Raw genomic sequence first — 21,919 nt, forward strand, 5'->3', positions numbered from 1 at the left:
ACGCATTGAGAGGTTCGGGATGTTCGCTTCAGGTATGCATTTGCCGAGTGACGACAAGAGGACAGGAAGGCCAAACGCGTGACAGATATTTCCCCTGCCGCATCCGAAGCGTCTCGATCCCGTCGCCTGATCTGGCTGGATGTGGCGCGTGGCGTCGCGCTCGTGGCCATGGCGATCTACCATTTCGCATGGGATCTGGAGTTCTTCGGCTATAGCGAACCGGGCACCACCGGACAGGGCCTCTGGAAGCTTTTTGCGCGTTCGATCGCATCCAGTTTTCTTTTCCTTGCCGGCTTCAGCCTCGTCCTCGGCCATTACCCCACCATACGCTGGCGCCCCTTTTGGAAGCGGTTCGCGATGATCGTCGCGGCAGCGCTCGCGATCACGATCGCAACCTGGTTCGCAACTCCCTCGCGGTTCATCTTTTTCGGCATCCTTCACGCCATAGCGGCCGCCAGCTTGATAGGCCTTGCCTTTCTCCGGCTGCCGCCTCTTCTTACGATCGCTGCGGGTGTCTTCGTCGTCGTCGCGCCGCAGTTCCTGCGCTCTGCTTTTTTCGATGCGCCGATCTTCTGGTGGGTCGGTCTGTCCTCGGCCAATCCGCCGTCGAATGACTATGTGCCGCTGTTTCCGTTCTTCAGCCCGACGCTTTTCGGTATTGCGCTCGCCCGCATCCTCAAGGATCGCGACCGGCTCGGCTTTCTGGCGATGAACGGCGAACCATCCGGGCCAAGCCGTCTCCTCGCCTTCGCGGGCCGGCACAGCCTCCTGGTCTATCTCGTCCACCAGCCAGTGCTGATCGCCTGCGTCTATCTCTTCGCCTTGGTCTATCCGGCACCCGGCGCCGACCCGGCCACCGCCTACATGGCAAACTGCACCCAAAGCTGCGCGTCGGGGCAATCCGAAGCCTTCTGCACGCGTTTTTGCGACTGCACATACCAGGCGCTCAACGCGCAGGAGCTTTTCGACGACTTGATCGGCGGCAGGCTTGATCCCGCTACCGACGAACGAACCGGTGCGATCGCATCGCAATGCACCGCCGACATTCTAGGAGGGCAATCACCGCGTCCTTGATTTCAGGTGCTGACGCCAATCTCCGCAAGCCGCGTCAGGCATGCCTCTTCGACATTGTCGAGTTCACTGAGCGTGTCCTCGATATCCTTGCGCTTCTGACGCAGATCGGCGCGCTTCTCGTCGACACGCTTCATCAGGAGCTTCAACTGCCCCTCTTCGCCGGGCGGGTCCTTGTAGACCTGGATGATCTCGCGAATCTCGGCGATCGTGAAGCCGATCCGCCGACCGCGCAGCACTTCCTGGATCAGCCGCCGGTCAGCCTGGCGAAACAGCCGGGTCCGTCCGCGCCGCTCCGGTTGAATCAGTCCCTCGTCCTCGTAGAAGCGCAGCGTCCGGGTAGAGACGCCGAATTCGCGCGTCAGCTCGGTAATCGTATAGTATTTGTTCACGCCGCACAGATCCCCAAGATTTGAGGGGAAAGCGTAACTACTTTTACGTAAAAGTCAATTTTGGCGGCTCAAACGAGACCGAACCACCACCCTGCCAGTCCGAGAAATGCGAAGAATCCGACGACGTCCGTCACCGTCGTGACGAACACGGCCGAGGATATCGCCGGATCGGCTCCGACACGATCGAGCAGAAGCGGCAGCAGTATGCCCGAGAGTGCGGCCGCAATCATGTTGATGATCATTGCGAGCGCGATGACGATGCCAAGGTCGGCATTGCCGAACCAGAACAGCGCCACGACGCCGATGACGACGGCGAAAAGAAACCCGTTGATCAGACCGACTGTCGCCTCGCGCCGGATGATGCGGCCCGCATTGTAGATATCGAGGTCACGCGTCGCCAGCGCGCGAACGGTGACGGTCATAGTCTGCGTCCCGGCATTGCCGCCCATCGAGGCGACGATCGGCATCAGGATCGCCAGCGCCACCATCTGCTGGATGGTGGCATCGAACATGCCGATGACGAGCGACGCGAGCACCGCCGTCCCAAGATTGATGAGAAGCCACAGGAAGCGCGAGCGGACCGTCGCGCGCACGCTGTCGGACAGCTCCTCGTCGCCGACACCGCCCATGCGCATGATGTCTTCTTCCGCTTCCTCCTGGATGACGTCGACGACGTCATCGATCGTCAGGACACCGACGAGCCTGTTGTTGCCATCGACCACCGCCGCCGAAAGAAGATCGTACTGCTCGAACAGCTGCGCGGCCTCTTCCTGGTCCATCTCCGCCGGAACGGGATAGTTGGTGTCGCGCATGATGTCCTCGACCTTCACCGCGCGTTTCGTGCGCAGGATCCGGTCGAGATCGACGACACCGAGAAGCTTGAAGGTCGGGTCGACCACGAAAATCTGAGAGAAGCTGTCCGGCAGCCCGGCTTCCTCACGCATGTAGTCGATGGTCTGGCCGACCGTCCAGAACGGCGGCACAGCCACGAATTCCGTCTGCATGCGCCGGCCGGCCGTTGACTCCGGATAGTCGAGCGAGCGGCGCAGCCGGATGCGTTCGGTGAACGGCAACTTCGCCAGGATATCGTCCTGGTCCTCCTGGTCGAGGTCCTCCAGGATGTAGACGGCATCGTCGGAATCGAGCTGGCTGAGCGCCTCGGCAATCTGTTCGTTAGGCAGCGTCTCGATGATCTCGAGCCGCACCGCCTCGTCGACCTCCGTCAGAGCGGAGAAGTCGAACCCGGAGCCGAGGAGTGAAACGAGACGTTGGCGGTCATCGGCCTGGATCGACTCCAGAAGGTCGCCCAGTTCCGATTCGTGCAGTGCGCCGACTTCGGCTTCAAGCGCTTCGCGATCGCCGATTTCTATCGCATCGAGCACGCGTTCGAGGAAATCCGAGCGCAGCGCGCCGTCGTCGGCGTACACGTCGTCGATGCCCGCATCGGCGGTTTCCGCCGCCTGCGCGTCCGCCCGCTTGTCCTCGCCCAGTTCGCTCATTCGCACGTCCCTTCCTGTTGCCTCGCCTGCCATTCTCGATCGGACAATGCCAAGGCGCAAAAGCCGTTCCGGCCCGAAGGCAGGTGAGACTCATTTTGCATGGATGTGTGCAGGGCGGCCCGATCCGAAACCGCTCGACATTCATAGAGGAACGTTTGCCGAAGACGCAACCGTCAAGCAGGAACCGTTGTCCGGCACGTGCCATATCGCCTAGCACGCCCTAGGGGAATCGAACCCCTCTTTCCAGAATGAGAATCTGGCGTCCTGACCGATAGACGAAGGGCGCGCGGACCCCCGATAAATGGGCTGCGGCGTATCGTGCCGCAAGGTCTCATGCCTCTCAAGCGGCCTTGAGCGTCTCGATCACGGCTTCGCGCGGCACGCCCTTGCCCACCGCGCCGAGGAAATAGTTTCGCCCCTCGGGGTCGGACGGGCGGCCGAGATAGCGCTGATACGCTTCCTCGATGAAGGCCTCATCCGAGCCGATCCTTAAGATTTCATCCGGTTCCCGGTGGTCGACCTTGCGGCCGAGCACCTCGAAAAGCCATTCGTCCTTGTGCCCGAGATGAAGGATCTCGAATCCGCAGCTTTCGAAGTCGTGGCGGATTGAAAGGGTCGTGAACCCATTGAAATGAAAGTCGCCGTCATAGCTCTGCGTGCCGAACATGTTCTGCAGAAGATGACGCTGCCCCTGTGCCGTTGCGTAATCGGGTCGCCTCAGCATGTCCGCCAGCGCCGTCACGTCCGGCACGCGCACCGCGATCTCTCCACCCAATTTCAAGACACGGTTCCACTCCATCAGCGCCGTATGGCAGCGCACGCGATGGATATGCTCCAGGACGTCCTGAGCAAGCACATAGTCCACGCTTTCGCTCTCGACCGAGCGGAGCCACGTGATGTCGCAGACAAGGTCGGGCTTGTGAAAGTCGTGCAGGTCCACATTGACCCAGCCCGGCCGCAGATCGAACCCGCAGCCCAGATTGAGCCGAACCCCATCGGCGGGTGGCTCCGGCATCGACGGCACAGCTGGCGGCGCGCCGCGCGCCCCGGTCATGCGCATCAAGCGCCGGCCTATCCTTTTGAGCATGAATTCCGTCCAGGTGGTCACGATGTCAGATCGATATCACCGCCATCTCAAAGACCGCAAGCATAAGCGCATCGGCAGGAGTTCACACTTGTACGGCGCCAGCAACAATTCTGCGATCGTTCTTTTCAAGATCGCGCGTTTGCTTTATGATTATTGATGAGGAAAGCGTGGATTATGCCCGCGTTTCTTGAAAGAGAGTGGGAGGAGACGGCAATGTTCATCAGACTGACACTGAGTGACGGCAACCACATCCATCTCAACATCAATCACATCATGCGCATAGCCGGACATGGCGGCCCGGCGACCATCAAGACGATCGACAACGATCTGACGCTGGTGCTGGAAACAGCCGATGAAGTCATCGACGCCATCAATGCCGCGCACCTTCGCGAACCGACGACGCATCCTCGGAGCGCGGAACGCACGGCGCATTGACCTCTGAAAGGCCCGCTTCATCCTGATGATCGGGAAAATTGGTGCGGTCGAGAAGACTCGAACTTCCACGGGTTGCCCCACAGCGACCTCAACGCTGCGCGTCTACCAATTCCGCCACGACCGCACGTGGTAGAAGCCGGCCTCGGCCAGCGCCGGTCATCTAGCAAATAGGTTCGGGGTGCACAAGGCCGTGGCCGTCATAAATTGCGGCCTCAAGACAATGGGCGTGCAATGGCGGGAATGACGCCATTGTGCTGGCGATGGCGAGGGCATAGATAGCCCCTCATGAACGATCTGACGCTCGATGCAAATGCCCACAAGCGCGCTGGCCCTGCCCGCGATTCGCTCGTTGCGCGTTTTCACCCGGTGGCCGGATCCGCGCCGGTGGAATGGCGTGTGGCGCCCGGCCTGACGGACTACGAGAAAGCGGTTGCCTTCATGGAGGATCGCGCGGCGCTGATCGCTGCGGGCAGCGCGCCGGAGACCGTATGGCTGGTCGAGCATCCGCCGCTTTACACTGCCGGCACCTCCGCGCGTGCGGACGATCTGATCGCCGCTGGACGATTTCCCGTCTTCAAGACCGGGCGCGGCGGCGAATACACCTATCATGGGCCCGGTCAACGCGTTGCCTATGTGATGCTCGACCTGAAGCGCCGGCGCCAGGACGTGCGTGCCTTCGTCGCTGCCCTGGAAGCCTGGGTCATCGAGACGCTCGCCGCGATGAATGTGCGCGGCGAACGGCGTGAGGATCGTGTGGGGGTCTGGGTCGTGCGCCCGGATCGTCCTGCCACGGTCCCCGGCCAGCCTGCCGAAGACAAGATCGCCGCGATCGGCATCCGCATCCGCAAATGGGTGAGCTTTCACGGCATCGCGCTCAACGTGGAGCCTGATCTGGAACACTTTTCCGGGATCGTGCCCTGCGGGGTCAGCGACCACGGCGTGACGAGCCTCGTCGATCTCGGCCTGCCGGTTGGCATGGCCGATGCGGACCTGGCGTTGAAGAGAGCGTTTCAGGACGTTTTCGGTCAGACCGAAGACACCTGATAGGCCCTCCCCGGCCGGTTATTCGAATTCCATGATCACGGCATCGACCGAAAGGCTTTCGCCCGGCTCCGCCTTGATCGATGCGACAGTAGCGTCGCGCTCGGCACGCAGGACATTCTCCATCTTCATCGCCTCGACAACCGCGAGCGTTTCACCTGCCTTGACGGCCTGGCCCTCGGCGACCGCGATCGATACGACGAGCCCCGGCATCGGACACAGGAGCATCTTCGACGTGTCCGGCGGCACCTTCACCGGCATCAGCCGATCGAGTTCGGCAAGGCGCGGGGTCAATGCGCGTGCCACCGTCGAGAAGCCCTGCCAATCGACCCGCAGTCCATTGACCACCGGACGGGTCTGCGCGGTGACGGCCAGGTTTCCGATCCGTCCGCGCCAGACCGCGTCTCCAGGCCTGAAATCGGTCGTGACGGTCAGCCTCTTGCCGTCGATCGACATGTCCGCCTCGAAAGGTATCGATGCCATGCCGTCGTCGACCGAGACCTCAACATAGTCATCGTCGAGCCGCACGATCCAATCGCGCCTCAGCGCGCCCTCGTGCGGTGCCAGCCGGTCGCTGAAACGGTCCAGACGGTCCTTGCGCAGGAGTTCCGCCGTCAGCGCCACCGCGGCAAGCACAGCCTGTTCCTCTGGTCCGGGCCGTTGCGACGCAAATCCGTCGGGATATTCCTCGGCAATGAAGCCCGTCGTCAGTCGTCCGTCTCGCCAGCGCGGGTGCCGCATCAGCGATGCGAGAAAGGGAATGTTGTGCTCGATCCCGTCGACGACGAATCCGTCCAGCGCTTCGCCCATCGCCTCGATCGCCCCTGCGCGGGTCGGTGCGAAGGTGCACAGTTTGGCGATCATCGGATCGTAGAACATCGAGATCTCGGCGCCTTCGAAAACGCCGGTGTCGTTTCGCACGATGACCTCGCCCTGCCGCCCCTCGGGCACCGGCCGGTAGCGGGTCAGCCGCCCGATCGACGGCAGGAAATTGCGGTAGGGATCCTCTGCGTAGAGCCGGCTTTCCACCGCCCATCCCGTCATTCTCACGTCGTCCTGTTTCAAGGCGAGGCGCTCGCCCGCCGCGACACGGATCATCTGCTCCACGAGATCGATCCCGGTCACCAGTTCCGTCACCGGATGTTCCACCTGAAGACGCGTGTTCATCTCCAGGAAATAGAAGTTCTTTTCACTGTCGACGATGAACTCCACCGTCCCAGCGCTCTGGTAGTCGACCGCCTGTGCGAGCGCCACCGCCTGCGCTCCCATCGCCTGACGCGTCTTCTCGTCGAGAAACGGTGACGGGGCTTCCTCGATGACCTTCTGGTTGCGCCGTTGGATCGAGCATTCCCGCTCGCCGAGATGGATGCAATTGCCATGCGCGTCGGCAAGCACCTGGATCTCGATATGGCGCGGCTCGACGATAAATTTCTCGATGAACACGCGCTCGTCACCGAACGAGTTTCTCGCCTCCGATCGTGCCCGGTCGAACCCCTCGCGAACCTCGGACCGCGAATGGGCGATCCGCATGCCCTTTCCGCCGCCGCCGGCGGACGCCTTGATCATGACCGGATAGCCGATTTCGTCGGATATGGCCTCGGCATGGTCGCCGTCCTCGATCACGCCGATGAAGCCGGGAACGGTCGAGACGTCCGCGTCATTGGCGAACTTCTTCGATTCGATCTTGTCGCCCATCGCCCGTATCGCCTTCGGCTTCGGGCCGATGAAGACGATACCTTCCGCTTCGAGCGCCTCGCAGAAGGACGCACGCTCCGACAGGAAGCCGTAGCCTGGGTGCACGGCTTGCGCGCCAGTCTGCTTGCACGCGTCGATGATCTTGTCGCCGACGAGATAGCTTTCCGACGCGGCGGCCGGCCCGATATGGACAGCCTCGTCGGCCATTTCCACATGAAGCGCATCGCGGTCCGCGTCGGAGTAGACGGCGACCGTGGCAATTCCCATGCGCCGGGCCGTCTTGATGACCCGGCAGGCGATTTCACCGCGGTTTGCGATCAGGATTTTCTTGAACATGAAGGCGCATCCCCCGTTGCCCCCATTTGACGCCGGAGGCTTCTCTCCGCCCGGTTCTAGAGCAGTTCCGCGCCACGCGAAAGCGTCAGCTCTCCAGGACCTGCTGCTCCCGCCAGAAGATGAAGAGACCCGATCCGACGATGATGGCGATGCCCACCCATTTGGAAAGACTGGGCACGTCGCCGAAGATGAAATACCCCATGAGCACGGCCGACACGATTTCCAGATACTGGAACGGCGCCAGCACCGACGCCGGTGCTTTCTGAAACGCGAGGACGACGAAGCCGTGTCCGAATGCAGCGAGAGCGCCAAGCAGCAGAACCAGAGCGACGCTGAGGCCGCTGGCCGGCAATGAGGGCTGCAGGTTGTCGATCCCGGCAAACCCGCCGACCGCGATGAACACGAACGCGATCGCCGTTCCGCCGATGCCTGCCAGATATTGCATCACCAGCGGGCCGTCGTGGACACCGAGCATGCGGTTCATCAGGAGATAGGTCGCAAACAGCATCGCCGTCATCAGCGGCAGGAGCGCGACAGCGCCGAACCGGGCAAGGCTTGGCTCGATGACGATCACGGCACCCACGAAGCCGACGGCGATTGCCGTCCAGCGCCGCCACCCCACCTTCTCACCCAGAAAGATCGCCGACAGCGCCGTCAGGATGAATGGTTCGACGAAGAAGATGGCAAGCGCATCGGCGATCGGCATGTATTTCACTGCCGCAAAGAAGCAAAGGCTGGCGACACCCATGACCAGTCCGCGTAGGATGTTCAGCCAGAAGCGTTGCGACTGGAACCCTGTCCGTCCCGAAACGATGGCGATGGCGATGGCGGTGAAGATGAGTTGAAAGAGAAAGCGATAGAACGTCACCTGCCCCGGCGACATGGCCTCTTCCGTCGCCAGATACTTGCCTATGGCGTCCATGACCGGCAAGATGAGCATGCCAATCGACATGATCACCATTCCCTGGACGTGGTCGCGCCCTGCGATCGTCTGCGCTGTTGCGGATTGCATCATCAATCCGCGTTAAGCCATTTCGTTCGGGGCAACAATCGTGAAAGCGACGCCACCGCTACGTTCGGAAGGGGACCCGTATGGAACAGGCCGGCAATATCATCCAGGACACACCCGACAGCGACACCCTCGGCGGGCGCATATGGCGTGCACGCGACGCGCTCGACATCACCGTTGCGCAGCTCGCCCGCCGTCTTGGCGTGAAGACCGAGACGATCGCCGCATGGGAGGGTGACCGATCGGAGCCGAGAGCCAACCGCCTCATCATGCTTGCCGGCGTGCTCGGCGTTTCGCCCACCTGGCTGCTCAGCGGCGTCGGCGACGCGCCCAACGCGCATTCGGTGGAGTCGGCGCTCAAGGTGGTCAACATGCGGCTGCGCAAGCTCAAGGAGCAGCACGCGCGCACCGCGGACCTGATCGACTCGCTCGAGAAAGAGATCACCATACTCGGTCGTCAGTTCAGCGAGTGACGCGCCTATAGTTCCAAAGTCCGGCATTCCGCCTCAAAACCGTGCTTGAGGCGCCGCCCAAGCTCTGACAAGTTCGCCCCAAACGCATTGAGGCCCGAGAGGAGATCGTTATGGACGTACGCGCCGCAGTTGCCGTGGAGGCCGGTAAGCCACTGGAAGTCATGACGGTTCAGCTCGAAGGACCGAAGGAAGGCGAAGTGCTTATCGAGGTGAAGGCGACCGGCATCTGCCACACCGACGATTTCACCCTCTCCGGCGCCGACCCGGAAGGTTTGTTTCCAGCCATCCTCGGTCACGAGGGAGCCGGCGTGGTGGTCGATGTCGGCAAGGGCGTCACCAGCGTGAAGAAGGGTGATCACGTCATCCCGCTCTATACGCCCGAATGCCGCTCTTGCCCCTCCTGCCTGTCACGCAAGACGAACCTTTGCACCGCCATCCGCTCCACCCAGGGCCAGGGCGTGATGCCGGACGGCACGTCAAGGTTCTCCATCGGCAAGGACAAGATCCATCATTACATGGGCTGCTCGACCTTCGCCAATTTCACCGTCCTGCCGGAGATCGCGGTGGCCAAGGTCAATCCCGACGCCCCCTTCGACAAGATCTGCTACATCGGCTGCGGCGTGACGACCGGCGTCGGCGCGGTAATCAACACAGCCAAGGTCGAGATCGGCGCGACCGCGATCGTCTTCGGCCTCGGCGGCATCGGCCTCAACGTCATCCAGGGCCTGAAGCTTGCCGGCGCCGACATGATCATCGGCGTCGACATCAACAACGACAAGAAGCAATGGGGCGAGAAGTTCGGCATGACCCACTTCGTCAATCCGAAGGAGGTCGACGGCGACATCGTCCAGCACCTCGTCGGCATGACCAAGCGAGGCGCGGACCAGATCGGCGGGGCGGACTACACCTTCGACTGCACGGGGAACGTCAAGGTCATGCGCCAGGCGCTGGAAGCGGCCCATCGTGGATGGGGCGAATCGGTCGTCATCGGCGTTGCTGGCGCAGGTCAGGAGATCGCCACCCGCCCCTTCCAGCTCGTGACCGGCCGCGTGTGGAAGGGCACGGCCTTCGGCGGGGCACGCGGACGCACGGACGTTCCGAAGATCGTTGACTGGTACATGGACGGCAAGATCGACATCGATCCCATGATCACCCACATCCTCAAGCTCGAAGACATCAACAAGGGCTTCGACATGATGCACAGCGGTGAATCGATCCGTTCGGTCGTCGTCTATTGATCGAAAAGTCCTGACCTATCCTTCCGGGCCGGGTTGACCCCCGCCCGGAAAGCGGCAATCTGCGGCCAACCGAGCCGCAGGAGGACCCGATGCTCTTTCGTCCCACCGTCGCCGGCAGCCTGCCGAAACCTGGCTGGCTGGCCGAAACCGAGAAGCTCTGGCCGAAATGGCGCCTTGAGGGCGAGGCGCTCGACCGGGCCAAGCGCGATGCGGCGCTGATCTGGATCAAGGAGCAGGAAGACGCCGGCATCGAGATCGTCTCGGACGGCGAGCAGTTCCGCACCCATTTCGTCCATGGCTTTCTGGAGCATGTGGACGGCATCGACTGGGACCTGAAAACCCCGATGGGGATCCGTAACAACCGCTACACGGTCGAGGTGCCGACTGTAACGGGCAAGCTTTCGCGCAAGCGCCCGGTTCACAGGGACGAAGCCGCGTTTTGCCGCGCGCATACTAGGAAGGGTCTCAAATTCACCCTCCCCGGCCCGATGACGATCTGCGACACGATTGCCGATGCCCATTACGGCAAGCGTGCCGACATGGCGATGGCCTTTGCCGAACTTCTGAACGATGAAGCAAAGGAGCTTGAAGCCGCCGGCTGTGACACGATCCAGTTCGACGAGCCCGCCTTCAACGTCTTCATGGATGAGGTCGGCGAATGGGGCATCGCCGCGCTCGAACGCGCCGCCGAGGGCCTCAAATGCACCACGGCCGTCCATATCTGCTACGGCTACGGCATCGAAGCCAATATCAAGTGGAAGGAGACGCTCGGTTCGGAATGGCGCCAATACGAGGCGATCTTTCCGGCGCTGAACGAAAGCCGGATCGACCAGGTCTCGCTCGAATGCGCCAACTCGCGGGTTCCGATCTCGCTGATCGGCCTCCTGTCGAAAAAGGATCTGCTCATCGGCGCGATCGATGTGGCCTCCACAACCGTCGAAACCGCGCAGGACGTGGCCAATGTCTTGAAAGCCGCGACGGAATTCGCCGACCCGGAGCGGATATACCCTTGCACCAATTGCGGCCTGGCACCGTTGACGCGTGATGTGGCCAGCGCCAAGTTGCGCGCCCTGGGCGCCGGTGCAGACCTGATCCGGACCGAACTGGGACGTTCGTGACGATCGTCGGGCCCACCATCTTCGTCGACGCCGATGCCTGTCCGGTGAAGCCGGAAATACTCAAGGTCGCGGATCGGCACGGCCTCAAGACGGTGATCGTCGCCAATTCCGGTCTGCGGCCGTCACGCGACCCGATGGTAAAGCATGTGGTGGTGTCCGCCGGCTTCGACGCCGCCGACGATTGGATCGTCGAGAATGCGCAGGAAAACGACATCGTCGTCACCGCCGACGTGCCGCTTGCCGCGAGTTGCGTGGAAAAGCGTCTCCACACGCTCTCCCATTCCGGTCGCATCTTCGACGAGGCCACCATCGGCATGGCTAGCGCGATGCGCGATCTGTCACAGCACCTGCGCGAAGCAGGCGAAATCAAGGGCTACAACGCGCCGTTCTCGCAGCGCGACCGCTCGGCGTTCCTGCAGGCGCTCGAGACCGTGGCGAGACGGGCGATAAGTTCCGTTTCGAAGACGCTGGACACCTGATATCGCTGCCCTCGATCAAGGATTGGAGAACAGTATGAAGACAGTGTCCGAAGCGAAATCCCACGGCGGCATCCAGGGTGTCTATTCGCACCAATCAGATGTCTGCAATTGCGAGATGACCTTCGCCGTCTTCGTGCCGCCCCAGGCCAAGGATGGGCCGTGCCCTGTCGTCTGGTATCTTTCCGGCCTGACGTGTACCCATCAGAACGTCATGGACAAGGGCGAGTACCGGCAGATCGCCAGCGAGCTCGGATTGATCGTCGTCTGTCCCGATACGAGTCCGCGCGGCGAGGATGTGCCCGACGAACCGGACAACTGGCAATTCGGCAAGGGCGCCGGCTTTTACGTCGACGCGACGCAAGCGCCGTACGACCGCAACTATCGAATGTATTCCTACGTCGTGGACGAACTGCCGAAGCTTATCGCCGAAGAATTTCCGGCAGACATGGCCCGCCAGTCGATCCTCGGCCATTCCATGGGTGGCCATGGCGCTCTGACGATCGCGCTGCGTCATCCGGAACGGTTCAAGGCATGCTCGGCCTTTGCCCCGATTGTCGAGCCGTCGACGGCGGATTGGTCAAGCGGCGCATTCCGGAAGTATCTCGGCACCGATGCTGCCGACTGGCGCAAGCATGACGCTTGTGCCCTGATCGAGGATGGCGCCCGTTTTCCCGAACTGCTGGTGGACCAGGGCACCGCTGACGGTTTCCTTAACGAGGGTCTGCGGCCATGGCTCCTCGAGGACGCCTGCAAGAAGGCCGGGATGTCCCTCACCCTGCGCATGCAGGAGGGCTACGACCATTCCTATTTCTTCATCTCCAGCTTCATGAGCGATCATTTGCGCTGGCATGCCGAGCGCCTCTGACCGTCAATAAAGCCTGAGACGCACCTGCGACAGGCTCATTAGCATGTCGGCGTTGAGGGTCGCGCCGGGATCGGTGGACAGCAGCGTGGAGGCGAGTGAGGGTGTCGTGTCATACTCGATGTCGTAGAGCGCGCTGAAGCGGGTCAGGAACTTGTCCAGTTCCTCGGGATCGGTGAAATCCGCGAAATCGACCCGCTCCTCGATCATCGCGGCCTGCGCATCGATATCGGCCTGGGCGATTTCCTGCGGCAGACCGAGCGCAATCCGCACCACCTCCTGCAGCGCGGGGTCGGCAAGGATGTCGAAGGCGTTGGTGATCTCGCCTGCCATGCGCTTGAAGTAAAGTGCCAGGCGCACGCCTTCGTTCTCCGCCCCGGCTTCCTCTTCCAGTGATTGCCGGAGATAGTTTTCCTCCGTCGTCACGATGTCCGCCCTCGCCTGGCCCACTGACAGCAGTTCGCGCGAAACCGTCCCGTCGGGCTGGAAATTGAAGCTCGCGGCCAACAGGCGGAACTGTCGGTCCGGCAGCGTGTTGACGAAGCTCTCCGCGTCATTGACGTCGCTCGTCAGCACCTGGCGCAACATGTCCTCAGTCATCTCGTCGCGGGCGATGCCGCGCGCATCCAGGACGAACCCGACGAGGCGCTGATCGCCAAGGAAACCCTCGACATCGTCGATCAGACCGGTCTGCTCGCGATAATAGATGATCTCCGCTTCGACCTCTTTGTCGGAAAGCCCGAGAAGGTCCCCCCGCTCGGCGAAGGATTGGGCAAGCGCATCCGCTTCGGCCTGGGACTGGGCCCTGCGGGCTGTGGTCGCAAGACCATTGGCGTCGAAGTTGAAGGCAGCGGCCAGTGCCCGATATCGCCCATCGCTCTGCCTGTTGGCAAAGCTCAAAGGATCATCGACATCGCTCGTCAGTGCACGGCGGACGGCCTCTTTCGACACCGTCTGCGGGTCGAAGCCATAGGCGCGCATCGTGTAGTCGAAAAGCTGGGTATCGCGCATCAGGCCATCGATGCTGACGACACTTTCGCTGGCGGAGCGGAAATATGCGGCCCTGTTGGCATCCCGGCGCTCGCCGGCATCGTCATAGGTCTCCATGAACCGTGCCACCAGCGCATCGCTCTGTTCGTTCGTCTGTGCCCCGTCGGGCGCAGTTCCGTCCGTTCCGAAGTTGAACAGGCTCGCCATCGCCCGAAAGACGCCATTGGGATGGGTGTTGGCAAAGCTCGCCGGATCGTCGAGATCGCTGGTCAGAGCTGCTTTCACATCCGCCGTCATGGTGAAGGATGCCGGCTGGCCGTAGGCCGTCCAGAGATAATTGACCAGCTTGAAATCGCCCACGAAGTCGTCGATCGTCTCGACATCGGCGATAGCCGACTTGAAGTACTCCGTCTTGATCTCCGCGGCGAGCGGGATGATCCGATCCGGCACGTCGAAGATGTAGGTCTCGGTGATGTTGCGGATTTGTGCCTCGTCCTGCGCTGCCTCGCCTTCCGGCACCGAACCGTCAGCGGCGAAGTTGAACCAGCCTGCAAAATAGAGATAGCGGGCATTCTCCTCGCGGTTGACGTAGCTGTCGGGGTCTTCCACGTCGCTGGTCAGTATGTCTCTCAGGTGCGAGAGCGAGTAGTAGCGCACGTCGAGTCCCGCCGCCTCCAGCGCGAACTCGGTCAGCCGCCGATCGGCCAGAAGAGCATCGACACTCTCGATATCGCCGATGCGATCCTTGTAGTAGTTGAACTCGCGGACGTAGCCTGCCGCCTCGTCCTGGACACCCTTGTCATAAAGCCCGACGGTATCCTCGGTCTGCCGGTTCGACTGGATGTCGATCGAAACGCTCGTTTGGCTATTGCCACCGAAGGCAAAGGCGGCGGCGAAGGTGCGGTAGCGTTCGTCTTCCAGCTTGTTGGCAAAGCTTTCCGCGTCAGTCAGATCGCTTTCCAGCACCTGGCGCATGAAGGCGCGGGCATAGGTCATGTCCTCCAGCCCATAGGCTTTCATGGCGTAGGAGTAGAGCCGGTAGTCGTCGAGAAACGCATCCACGGAAGCGACAGAGCCTATTGTCTCGCGGTAGTACTTGGCTTCACGCGCGACGATGGGATCGCTGGCGACCCTGTCCAGGCTGCGTGCCATGTCCCTGTCGATCAGGTTGAAGTTGAGATAGGTGGACAGCATGGCGGGCTCCGCTGATTCCGGCAACGGCATGATCGGAACGGGAGCTTGCGCAGGCCTTGTCTGATCGGCCCTTACTAAAGCGGAATGTTGTCGTGCTTCTTCCAGGGATTGGTCAGTTGCTTGTCCCGCAGCATCCTCAGCCCCCGCGCAATGCGTTTGCGCGTCGAATGCGGCATGATAACTTCATCGATATAGCCACGCTCGGCGGCAACGAACGGCGATAGGAACCGGTCCTCGTACATGCGCGTGTGATCCGCGATCTTGTCGGCGTCACCCATGTCCTTGCGGAAGATGATCTCGACGGCGCCCTTGGCGCCCATCACCGCGATCTGCGCTGTCGGCCAGGCATAGTTGATATCGCCCCTCAGATGCTTCGACGCCATGACGTCGTAGGCCCCGCCATAGGCCTTGCGCGTGATCACCGTCACCTTGGGCACGGTCGCTTCGGCATAGGCGAAAAGCAGCTTCGCCCCGTGCTTGATGAGCCCGCCATACTCCTGCGACGTGCCGGGCAGGAAGCCGGGAACGTCGACGAAGGTCACGATCGGAATGTTGAAGCAGTCGCAAAAACGCACGAACCGCGCCGCCTTGCGCGATGCGTCGCTGTCGAGCACGCCGGCAAGAACCATCGGCTGGTTGGCGACAAACCCGACGGTACGCCCCTCGACGCGACCGAACCCGCATACGATGTTCTTCGCAAACGATGTCTGGATCTCGAAGAAGTCGCCCTCGTCGATGACCTTCAGGATGAGTTCCTTTATGTCGTAGGGCTTGTTGGCGTTGTCCGGAATCAGTGTATCGAGCGATTTGTCGATGTCGTCGACGGCCTGGTAGTTCTCGATTTCCGGGACTTCGGACGTGTTGGACTGCGGCAGCAGGTCGACAAGGCGTCGCATCTGCAACAGGGCTTCCACATCGTTGTCGTAAGCACCGTCAGCGATCGAGGATTTCGTCGTGTGGATCGATGCCCCGCCCAGTTCTTCCGCCGTTACCGTCTCGTTGGTCACCGTCTTGACGACATCCGGACCGGTCACGAACATGTAGGACGTGTCGCGCACCATGAAGATGAAATCTGTCATCGCCGGCGAGTAGACGTCGCCGCCTGCGCAAGGACCCATGATCACCGAGATCTGCGGTATGACGCCTGAGGCGAGCACGTTGCGCTGGAAAATCTCCGCATAGCCGCCAAGCGCGGCCACCCCCTCCTGGATGCGCGCGCCGCCGGCGTCGTAGAAACCGATGATCGGCGCCCGATTTTTCAGCGCCATGTCCTGGACCTTCATCACCTTCTCGGCGTGAGCCTCGGAAAGTGAACCACCAAAGACGGTGAAGTCCTTTGCGAAAAGGAAGACTTTGCGTCCGTTCACGGTGCCCCAGCCGGTGACAACGCCGTCGCCGGATATCTTCGTGTCCGCCATGCCGAAATCGATTGAGCGATGCTCGACGAACATGTCGAACTCCTCGAAGGAGCCTTCGTCGAGGAACGTCTCGATCCGCTCGCGCGCAGTCAGCTTGCCTTTCTGGTGCTGCGCAGCGATCCGTGCTTCTCCGCCGCCGAGCCGGGCCTTGCGTCGGCGTTCCTCAAGTTCGAGAAGCACATTCTTCATGCATCGTTCCTCCAGACGGGCCGTGAGCGGCACCTCTTTCGCTTAGACGATGGCGCCTTTCCTGTCGACCGCGCCGCGGGATCCAGCCAGCCGCCCCTCAGCGCGATGCGGCGTCGTCCAGCACCAGGGCCGCGGCATCGAAATCGCGCCGCCTTGCCGCGCGCCGCTTCAATGCCTCATGGTCCTGCCCCCATAGTTCCTCGTTCCACATCTCGTCGAGATGGGCCATCGCCCAGATTTCGTCAGGGGAATGGGCACCCTTGGCAAGTGCCATTGCGAGAATGGCAGACCCCGTCAGCGCGGTCGCCACATGCAGCGCGGCGAGCGCCAACGGATCGTCGAACCCCGCGACATGGACGGAGAACGCGGCGATCGCTTCGCGTGGCTGGGCGACATGCATGACGCCTTCCGCGAGCAAGAACCGGGCACCAAGCGTGCCGGCCGCCCAGTCGATGACCGAATCCCACGTTTCCGCCTGTCGCGCCACCAGGCGCTCCGGATCACCCGCGCGGTAGCAAATGAGATCGGTTCCCGCAAAGCGAAGGACGTCTTCGGCCACGGCTTGCATATCGCTTGCAACGCCATCGAGCGCCGTATTGGCAAGGCGTGTCAGCGGCATTGTCGCCGGATCGATGGCCTCGCCCTGCGATGCCCATTCCTCAGCGGCGCGCACCGCAAGCGCCTCTGACGGATAAGCGAGAAGATTGCGGCCCGGCGTTCGGACCGGCCGGCCGTCGAGGACGACCCCGTACCTGCCCTCTTCCTGTGCGGCGACGCCCGCCTCCTTATAGAAGCGCTTGGGCAGCGGCTTCTGCATCTGGATTTGCGCGCGCTTGACCGGGTCCGGGTCGCTCATCGCGCCGGAAAGGTCGGAAAAGATATCGCGAACGGTTCTGTTGTCCTCGTCGGCCATCAGTCGGATGCTCCGTTTGCCTCGTCGAACCCGATGAGATTGAAGGTCTGCACCATGTGCGGCGGCAGCGGCGCCGTCACGTCGATAGTGCCACCTGCAGGGTTCGGGATCACGATCCGGCGGGCGTGGAGGTGCAGGCGGTTCTGCATTCCACCGGGAAACGACCAGTTCTGATCGGCTTCGAAATATTTCGGGTCCCCCAGGATCGGGTGCCCGATATGGGCAGCATGGACGCGCAACTGGTGTGTGCGCCCGGTATAAGGCTCCATTTCCAGCCAGGAGAGATCCTGTCCCGCCTGTTCGAGAATGCGATAGAAGGAAACCGCGTGGTCGCTGTCGGGCTCGCCATGCTTTGCAACGCGCATGCGATCGCCGTCGGGCGTTGCTTGCTTGACGAGCCAGGTCGATATCTTGTCTTCACGCTTCTTGGGAACACCCTTGACCACCGCCCAATAGGTCTTCTTCGTTGTGCGCTCGCGAAACGCGCCCGTCAGGGCCTGCGCAGCGCCGCGTGTGCGCGCGACCACGAGAACGCCCGAGGTCTCCCGGTCGAGACGATGGACGAGCCGCGGCTTCTCGCCCTTCTTGTTGCGCCAGGCCTCCAGCATCTTGTCGACATGACGCGTCAGCCCCGAGCCACCTTGGACGGCTAGACCAGCCGGCTTGTTGAACACAAAGACCTTCGGATCTTCATAGATCAGCATCTGGCTCAACAGTTCATGATCGGGACTTGAGCGAACCGCGCGCGCCGACACCGGACCGCCCTTGGTCTTTTCGTCCACCGGCAGAGGCGGGATGCGGACCATCTGCCCCGGTTCGACCCGCGTGTCGGATTTTGCCCGTCCGCCGTCGAGCCGGATCTGGCCGGATCGCAGAAGCTTCTGCAACTGGCCGAAACCGAGGCCAGGAAAGTGGAGCTTGAACCACCGGTCGAGCCGCATGCCCGCTTCGTCGCCATCGACCTTGCGCTGTTCGACGCCCGCCATTGTCACTCGATCCTTGATACGCCGCAGCTCGGCTCAGAAAATTGCGCGGCCAAGGCTCAATCCGGCGACAAGCGCCGCGATCGATACCAGAACGCTCGCGACGACATAGCAGACCGCAAGGGTCGCCGCGCCGCGTTCCCAAAGAACGATCGTGTCGAGCGAGAACGCGGAAAAGGTCGTGTAGCCGCCCAAAAGCCCCGTGGCAAGAAAGAGGCGCAATTCCGATGATGCGCCGAAACGCCGGGCGATCAGTTCGACCAGAACACCCATCGCGAACGAGCCGACGATATTCACCGTCATCGTCCCGAAAGGAAATTGAGGACCGAGAATCCTCAACGCGGCGAGAGAGGTGAGATGGCGCAAAGATGCGCCGATGGCGCCGCCGAGCGCCACGAGAAGCGTGTGCAGCATCCTGTTTCCCTAACCGCTTTTGTTACGGTTTTGAAGCACAATCCGGCATCAGCCTTCACGGGCCTGGCGCTCACGCCGGCGCGCCGCCCAGAAGTCGAGACGCTTGCGGATTTCCCGCTCGAAACCCCGTTCGGGCGGATCGTAGAACGTCGTACCGCTGAGGGGGTCCGGCAGATAGGTCTGGCCGGAGAAGGCATCAGGTGCATCGTGATCGTATTCGTAGCCCTGGCCGTAGCCTTCCGACTTCATCAGCTTGGTCGGTGCGTTGAGGATATGCTTTGGCGGCAGCAGCGAACCGTTCTCCTTCGCCGCGCGCATCGCTGCCTTGAAGGCCGTGTAGACGGCATTCGATTTCGGCGCCGTCGCCAGGTAGACGCAGGCCTCGGCGAGCGCCAGTACCCCCTCCGGCGATCCAAGGTAGTCGTAGGCGTCCTTGGCCGCACTGGCGATCGTCAGGGCCTGCGGGTCGGCCAGGCCGATATCCTCCGACGCCATGCGCACCAGCCGGCGACCGAGATAGAGCGGATCTTCGCCGGCATCCAGCATCCGGCACAGATAGTAGAGCGCCGCGTCGGGGTCCGAGCCACGCACCGATTTGTGAAGCGCCGAGATCAGGTTGTAGTGACCGTCCTGACCCTTGTCGTAGACCGGTGCACGGCGCTGCACGATAGACTGCAATTGCTCGGCATCGATCGTTTCGTCGGCACGCACGGAACGCCAGACCTCTTCGGCCAGCGTCAGCACCGCACGGCCGTCGCCATCAGCCATCCTTATGAGAACGGCGCGCGCCTCTTTGGTGATCGGAAGCGCCTTGCCCTCCACTTGCTCGGCCCGATCGAGCAAGGCGGCAAGGCTCGCCTCGTCGTGAGGATGGAACGTCAGGACCCTCGCGCGCGACAAGAGCGCGGCATTGAGTTCGAACGAGGGATTTTCCGTGGTCGCGCCGATCAGGATCACCGTTCCGTCTTCCATGACTGGAAGGAAGGAATCCTGTTGCGCCTTGTTGAACCGATGGATCTCGTCGACGAAAAGCAACGTTTGACGGCCCGACATCCGGCGTGCGCGTGCTGTCTCGAACACCTTCTTCAAATCGGCGACACCGGAAAAGATCGCGGAAATCTGTTCGAAGGCCAGATCCGTCTCGCCGGCCAGCAGCCGCGCCACCGTTGTCTTGCCAGTGCCAGGCGGCCCCCAGAAGACGAGCGAGCCAAGCGAGCCGCCCGCGATCATCCGGGTCAGCACCCCATCGGGGCCTGTCAGATGCGGCTGGCCGGTGACCTCGCCAAGCGTTTGCGGCCGCATGCGGTCGGCCAGCGGACGCCGCGTGCCCCCGGTCGGGTCCAGTCCGTGGGTGAACAGGTCGCTCATCTACCGGACGAACTGGCGCATGAGGCGCCCGCCCCGCTCGATGTCGAAACGCCAGAACGCGGCACCCTCATCGAGAACGGCGACGAGCCCGTCGACATCGCCGACGCTCTCGCCATTGACCGCGACGATGACGTCGCCCGGACGCAGCCCGTACTGGGCTGCCGGCGCGCGACGGTCGACGTCCAGCACGATCACGCCACCGCGCGGCTCCGGCAACCTCAGCCGCTGGGCCAGCTGCCGCGTGAGGTCCGCAACTACGGCGCCTGCAAATGGATTGTCTCCCTCGATCCGTTGCTCCTCGATTTCGGGCGGCGCCTCCAGCGCGATGGAAATCGTGCGCCGCTCGCCCTGCGAAAGCAGCGCCAGCTCTACGGTCTGGCCAATACCGGCCGTCGCAAGGCGGTAGCCGAGCGCGTCTGGGTGCTCGACAGGACGGCCATTGACCGCCGTCACGATATCGCCCGGCCTGAGACCGGCCCGCGCGGCAGGCCCATCATCCACGACCTCGTTGACGAGCGCTCCCGAAATCCGCTGCGCTCCGACCGCCTCGGCGATGTCGGGTGTCACGGGTTCGAAGGTCGCGCCGATATAGGGGCGAATGAAGGTGTCGTTCCCCGTCTCGGCGGCGGCGGCAAAGGCGCGGACCATGTTGGCCGGAATGGCGAAGCCGATGCCGTTCGATCCGCCGGAACGGGAAAAGATCGCCGTGTTGACCCCGATAAGCCTGCCATCCATGTCGATCAGCGCACCGCCGGAATTGCCCGGATTGATTGCCGCGTCGGTCTGGATGAAGAAGCCGAAATCGGAAATGCCGACCTGGTTGCGGGCAAGAGCCGAGACGATGCCGCTGGTCACGGTCTGGCCGACCCCGAAGGGATTGCCGATCGCCAGCACGAGATCGCCGACCTCGACGGCATCGGAATCGCCGACCGGCACGGACTGAAAGGTTTCCTCCGCCTCGATCTTCAGGACGGCCAGATCCACCGTCTCGTCCTTCAGCACGACCTCACTGGCGTATTCCCGGCCATCGGAAAAGGCGACTCGTATCTCGTCTGCTCCGTCGATCACGTGGTTGTTGGTGATGACGATGCCCGAAGGGTCGATCACCACACCCGAGCCTAGCGAGGATTGCCGCTGCGAGCGGTGCGGCATTTCCTGGCCGAAAAAGCGCTCGAAGAACGGATCGCCGGCAAAAGGTGAGCGCTGCTGGACCACGCGGTCGGCATAGACGTTGACGACCGCCGGTGCCGTCTGCTTGACGAGCGGGGCAAAGGAAAGCTGCATCTCCGCCCGGTTTTCAGGCACGGTCCGTACGGGCGCCGATGGCTGTTGCGCTGGCGCCTCATCGGCGCGCGGCGCCGCCTCGCGGTCTTGCCCGAAGAGATCGTTCAGGAACGTCTCGATCGACGGGCCCTCCTCTTGCGACAGCGCCGCGGTGCGCGGCACGGCTGCCAGTATCAGGGCGACAGCTACGATGGCGATGACATTGGCGATGGGCCGCATGATCGAGGAAACTCCGGTGGTTCCGACCAATGGATAGTGACGATCCTTGGCCGAAACAAGAACGGGCTGCGCACGAAGCCCGAGGATGGCCCATTCTCCCGGCAACCCGGCTCGGCGATCCGAACCACCCACCGTCAGAACCCGCTTTTGCCTATTCAAAACAGGCGCCTGATCAGGACACATGATTCTGCTTATCAAGCGTTCACACGCAA

At 62.4% G+C, this 21,919-nt stretch carries 20 protein-coding genes and 2 tRNA genes; 8 read left to right on the forward strand and 14 right to left on the reverse strand.

What is annotated here, in order from left to right:
* Positions 1–78 precede the first annotated feature (78 nt).
* Positions 79–1,074, forward strand: a complete 996-nt coding sequence (locus CN673_RS12145) for an acetyltransferase domain-containing protein (protein WP_245409886.1) — start codon at positions 79–81, stop codon at positions 1,072–1,074.
* Between the two features lie 2 nt (positions 1,075–1,076).
* Here CN673_RS12145 and CN673_RS12150 read toward each other — a convergent pair whose 3' ends face one another.
* From CN673_RS12150 to CN673_RS12165, 4 genes are all read right to left on the reverse strand, one after another.
* Complete coding sequence (locus CN673_RS12150; RefSeq protein WP_099866558.1) at positions 1,077–1,463, reverse strand: MerR family transcriptional regulator; 387 nt, start codon at positions 1,461–1,463, stop codon at positions 1,077–1,079.
* A 68-nt stretch (positions 1,464–1,531) separates the two neighbouring features.
* On the reverse strand, positions 1,532–2,962 hold the full coding sequence (gene mgtE, locus CN673_RS12155; protein ID WP_099866559.1) for a magnesium transporter: 1,431 nt from the start codon (positions 2,960–2,962) through the stop codon (positions 1,532–1,534).
* 214 nt (positions 2,963–3,176) lie between these two features.
* Positions 3,177–3,248: transfer RNA gene (locus CN673_RS12160), tRNA-Glu, on the reverse strand.
* Positions 3,249–3,302: 54 nt separating this feature from the next.
* Entirely contained in the window at positions 3,303–4,049 is a 747-nt protein-coding gene (locus tag CN673_RS12165) for a class I SAM-dependent methyltransferase (RefSeq protein ID WP_099866560.1), read from the reverse strand.
* 213 nt (positions 4,050–4,262) lie between these two features.
* Here CN673_RS12165 and CN673_RS12170 point away from each other — a divergent pair, with 213 nt between their 5' ends.
* Entirely contained in the window at positions 4,263–4,484 is a 222-nt protein-coding gene (locus CN673_RS12170; protein WP_157928889.1) for a flagellar FlbD family protein, read from the forward strand.
* A gap of 39 nt (positions 4,485–4,523) precedes the next feature.
* Here the strand turns inward: CN673_RS12170 and CN673_RS12175 are convergent.
* Positions 4,524–4,608 (reverse strand) — tRNA-Leu (locus CN673_RS12175).
* A gap of 161 nt (positions 4,609–4,769) precedes the next feature.
* On the opposite strand from CN673_RS12175, the gene lipB reads away from it, so the two are divergent.
* Positions 4,770–5,528, forward strand: coding sequence for a lipoyl(octanoyl) transferase LipB (lipB, locus tag CN673_RS12180; RefSeq protein WP_099866562.1), 759 nt, complete (start codon positions 4,770–4,772; stop codon positions 5,526–5,528).
* 18 nt (positions 5,529–5,546) lie between these two features.
* Here the strand turns inward: lipB and CN673_RS12185 are convergent, their stop codons facing one another.
* Together CN673_RS12185 and CN673_RS12190 are read right to left on the reverse strand one after the other, a co-directional pair.
* On the reverse strand, positions 5,547–7,556 hold the full coding sequence (locus CN673_RS12185; protein ID WP_099866563.1) for an acetyl-CoA carboxylase biotin carboxylase subunit: 2,010 nt from the start codon (positions 7,554–7,556) through the stop codon (positions 5,547–5,549).
* An 85-nt stretch (positions 7,557–7,641) separates the two neighbouring features.
* Positions 7,642–8,568 (reverse strand): DMT family transporter, encoded by a 927-nt coding sequence (locus CN673_RS12190; RefSeq protein WP_245409887.1) that lies wholly within the window; start codon positions 8,566–8,568, stop codon positions 7,642–7,644.
* A gap of 80 nt (positions 8,569–8,648) precedes the next feature.
* Here CN673_RS12190 and CN673_RS12195 point away from each other — a divergent pair, with 80 nt between their 5' ends.
* The 5 genes from CN673_RS12195 (at position 8,649) to fghA (ending at position 12,738) form a co-directional block, all read left to right on the forward strand.
* Positions 8,649–9,038: a helix-turn-helix domain-containing protein gene (locus CN673_RS12195; RefSeq protein ID WP_099866564.1), complete on the forward strand. Its 390-nt coding sequence runs from the start codon at positions 8,649–8,651 to the stop codon at positions 9,036–9,038.
* A gap of 110 nt (positions 9,039–9,148) precedes the next feature.
* Positions 9,149–10,276, forward strand: a complete 1,128-nt coding sequence (locus tag CN673_RS12200; protein WP_099866565.1) for an S-(hydroxymethyl)glutathione dehydrogenase/class III alcohol dehydrogenase — start codon at positions 9,149–9,151, stop codon at positions 10,274–10,276.
* Positions 10,277–10,365: 89 nt separating this feature from the next.
* Positions 10,366–11,394, forward strand: a complete 1,029-nt coding sequence (locus CN673_RS12205; RefSeq protein WP_099866566.1) for a methionine synthase — start codon at positions 10,366–10,368, stop codon at positions 11,392–11,394.
* On the forward strand, positions 11,391–11,873 hold the full coding sequence (locus CN673_RS12210) for a YaiI/YqxD family protein (RefSeq protein WP_370853037.1): 483 nt from the start codon (positions 11,391–11,393) through the stop codon (positions 11,871–11,873). The genes CN673_RS12205 and CN673_RS12210 overlap by 4 nt, the downstream gene beginning before the upstream one ends.
* Before the next feature lie 34 nt (positions 11,874–11,907).
* Positions 11,908–12,738: an S-formylglutathione hydrolase gene (gene fghA / locus CN673_RS12215; protein WP_099866567.1), complete on the forward strand. Its 831-nt coding sequence runs from the start codon at positions 11,908–11,910 to the stop codon at positions 12,736–12,738.
* A 3-nt stretch (positions 12,739–12,741) separates the two neighbouring features.
* On the opposite strand, the gene CN673_RS12220 is transcribed toward fghA, so the two are convergent.
* From CN673_RS12220 to CN673_RS12250, 7 genes are all read right to left on the reverse strand, one after another.
* Positions 12,742–14,919, reverse strand: a complete 2,178-nt coding sequence (locus CN673_RS12220) for a DUF1217 domain-containing protein (protein ID WP_198585987.1) — start codon at positions 14,917–14,919, stop codon at positions 12,742–12,744.
* Positions 14,920–14,993: 74 nt separating this feature from the next.
* Positions 14,994–16,526 (reverse strand): acyl-CoA carboxylase subunit beta, encoded by a 1,533-nt coding sequence (locus tag CN673_RS12225; RefSeq protein ID WP_099866876.1) that lies wholly within the window; start codon positions 16,524–16,526, stop codon positions 14,994–14,996.
* A gap of 97 nt (positions 16,527–16,623) precedes the next feature.
* Entirely contained in the window at positions 16,624–17,439 is an 816-nt protein-coding gene (locus tag CN673_RS12230; RefSeq protein WP_099866570.1) for an ATP12 family chaperone protein, read from the reverse strand.
* On the reverse strand, positions 17,439–18,425 hold the full coding sequence (locus tag CN673_RS12235) for an RluA family pseudouridine synthase (protein ID WP_099866571.1): 987 nt from the start codon (positions 18,423–18,425) through the stop codon (positions 17,439–17,441). Before CN673_RS12235 ends, CN673_RS12230 begins: the two co-directional genes overlap by 1 nt.
* Positions 18,426–18,458: 33 nt before the next feature.
* Entirely contained in the window at positions 18,459–18,836 is a 378-nt protein-coding gene (crcB, locus tag CN673_RS12240; protein ID WP_099866574.1) for a fluoride efflux transporter CrcB, read from the reverse strand.
* 48 nt (positions 18,837–18,884) lie between these two features.
* Entirely contained in the window at positions 18,885–20,204 is a 1,320-nt protein-coding gene (locus tag CN673_RS12245; RefSeq protein ID WP_099866576.1) for a replication-associated recombination protein A, read from the reverse strand.
* A complete protein-coding gene (locus tag CN673_RS12250) occupies positions 20,205–21,707 on the reverse strand; it encodes a DegQ family serine endoprotease (RefSeq protein ID WP_099866877.1) in 1,503 nt (500 codons plus the stop codon). It lies immediately after the preceding gene.
* Positions 21,708–21,919: the final 212 nt, after the last annotated feature.

It is taken from the genome of Neopararhizobium haloflavum, assembly GCF_002750855.1.
GTDB classification, from domain to species: Bacteria; Pseudomonadota; Alphaproteobacteria; order Rhizobiales; family Rhizobiaceae; genus Georhizobium; species Georhizobium haloflavum.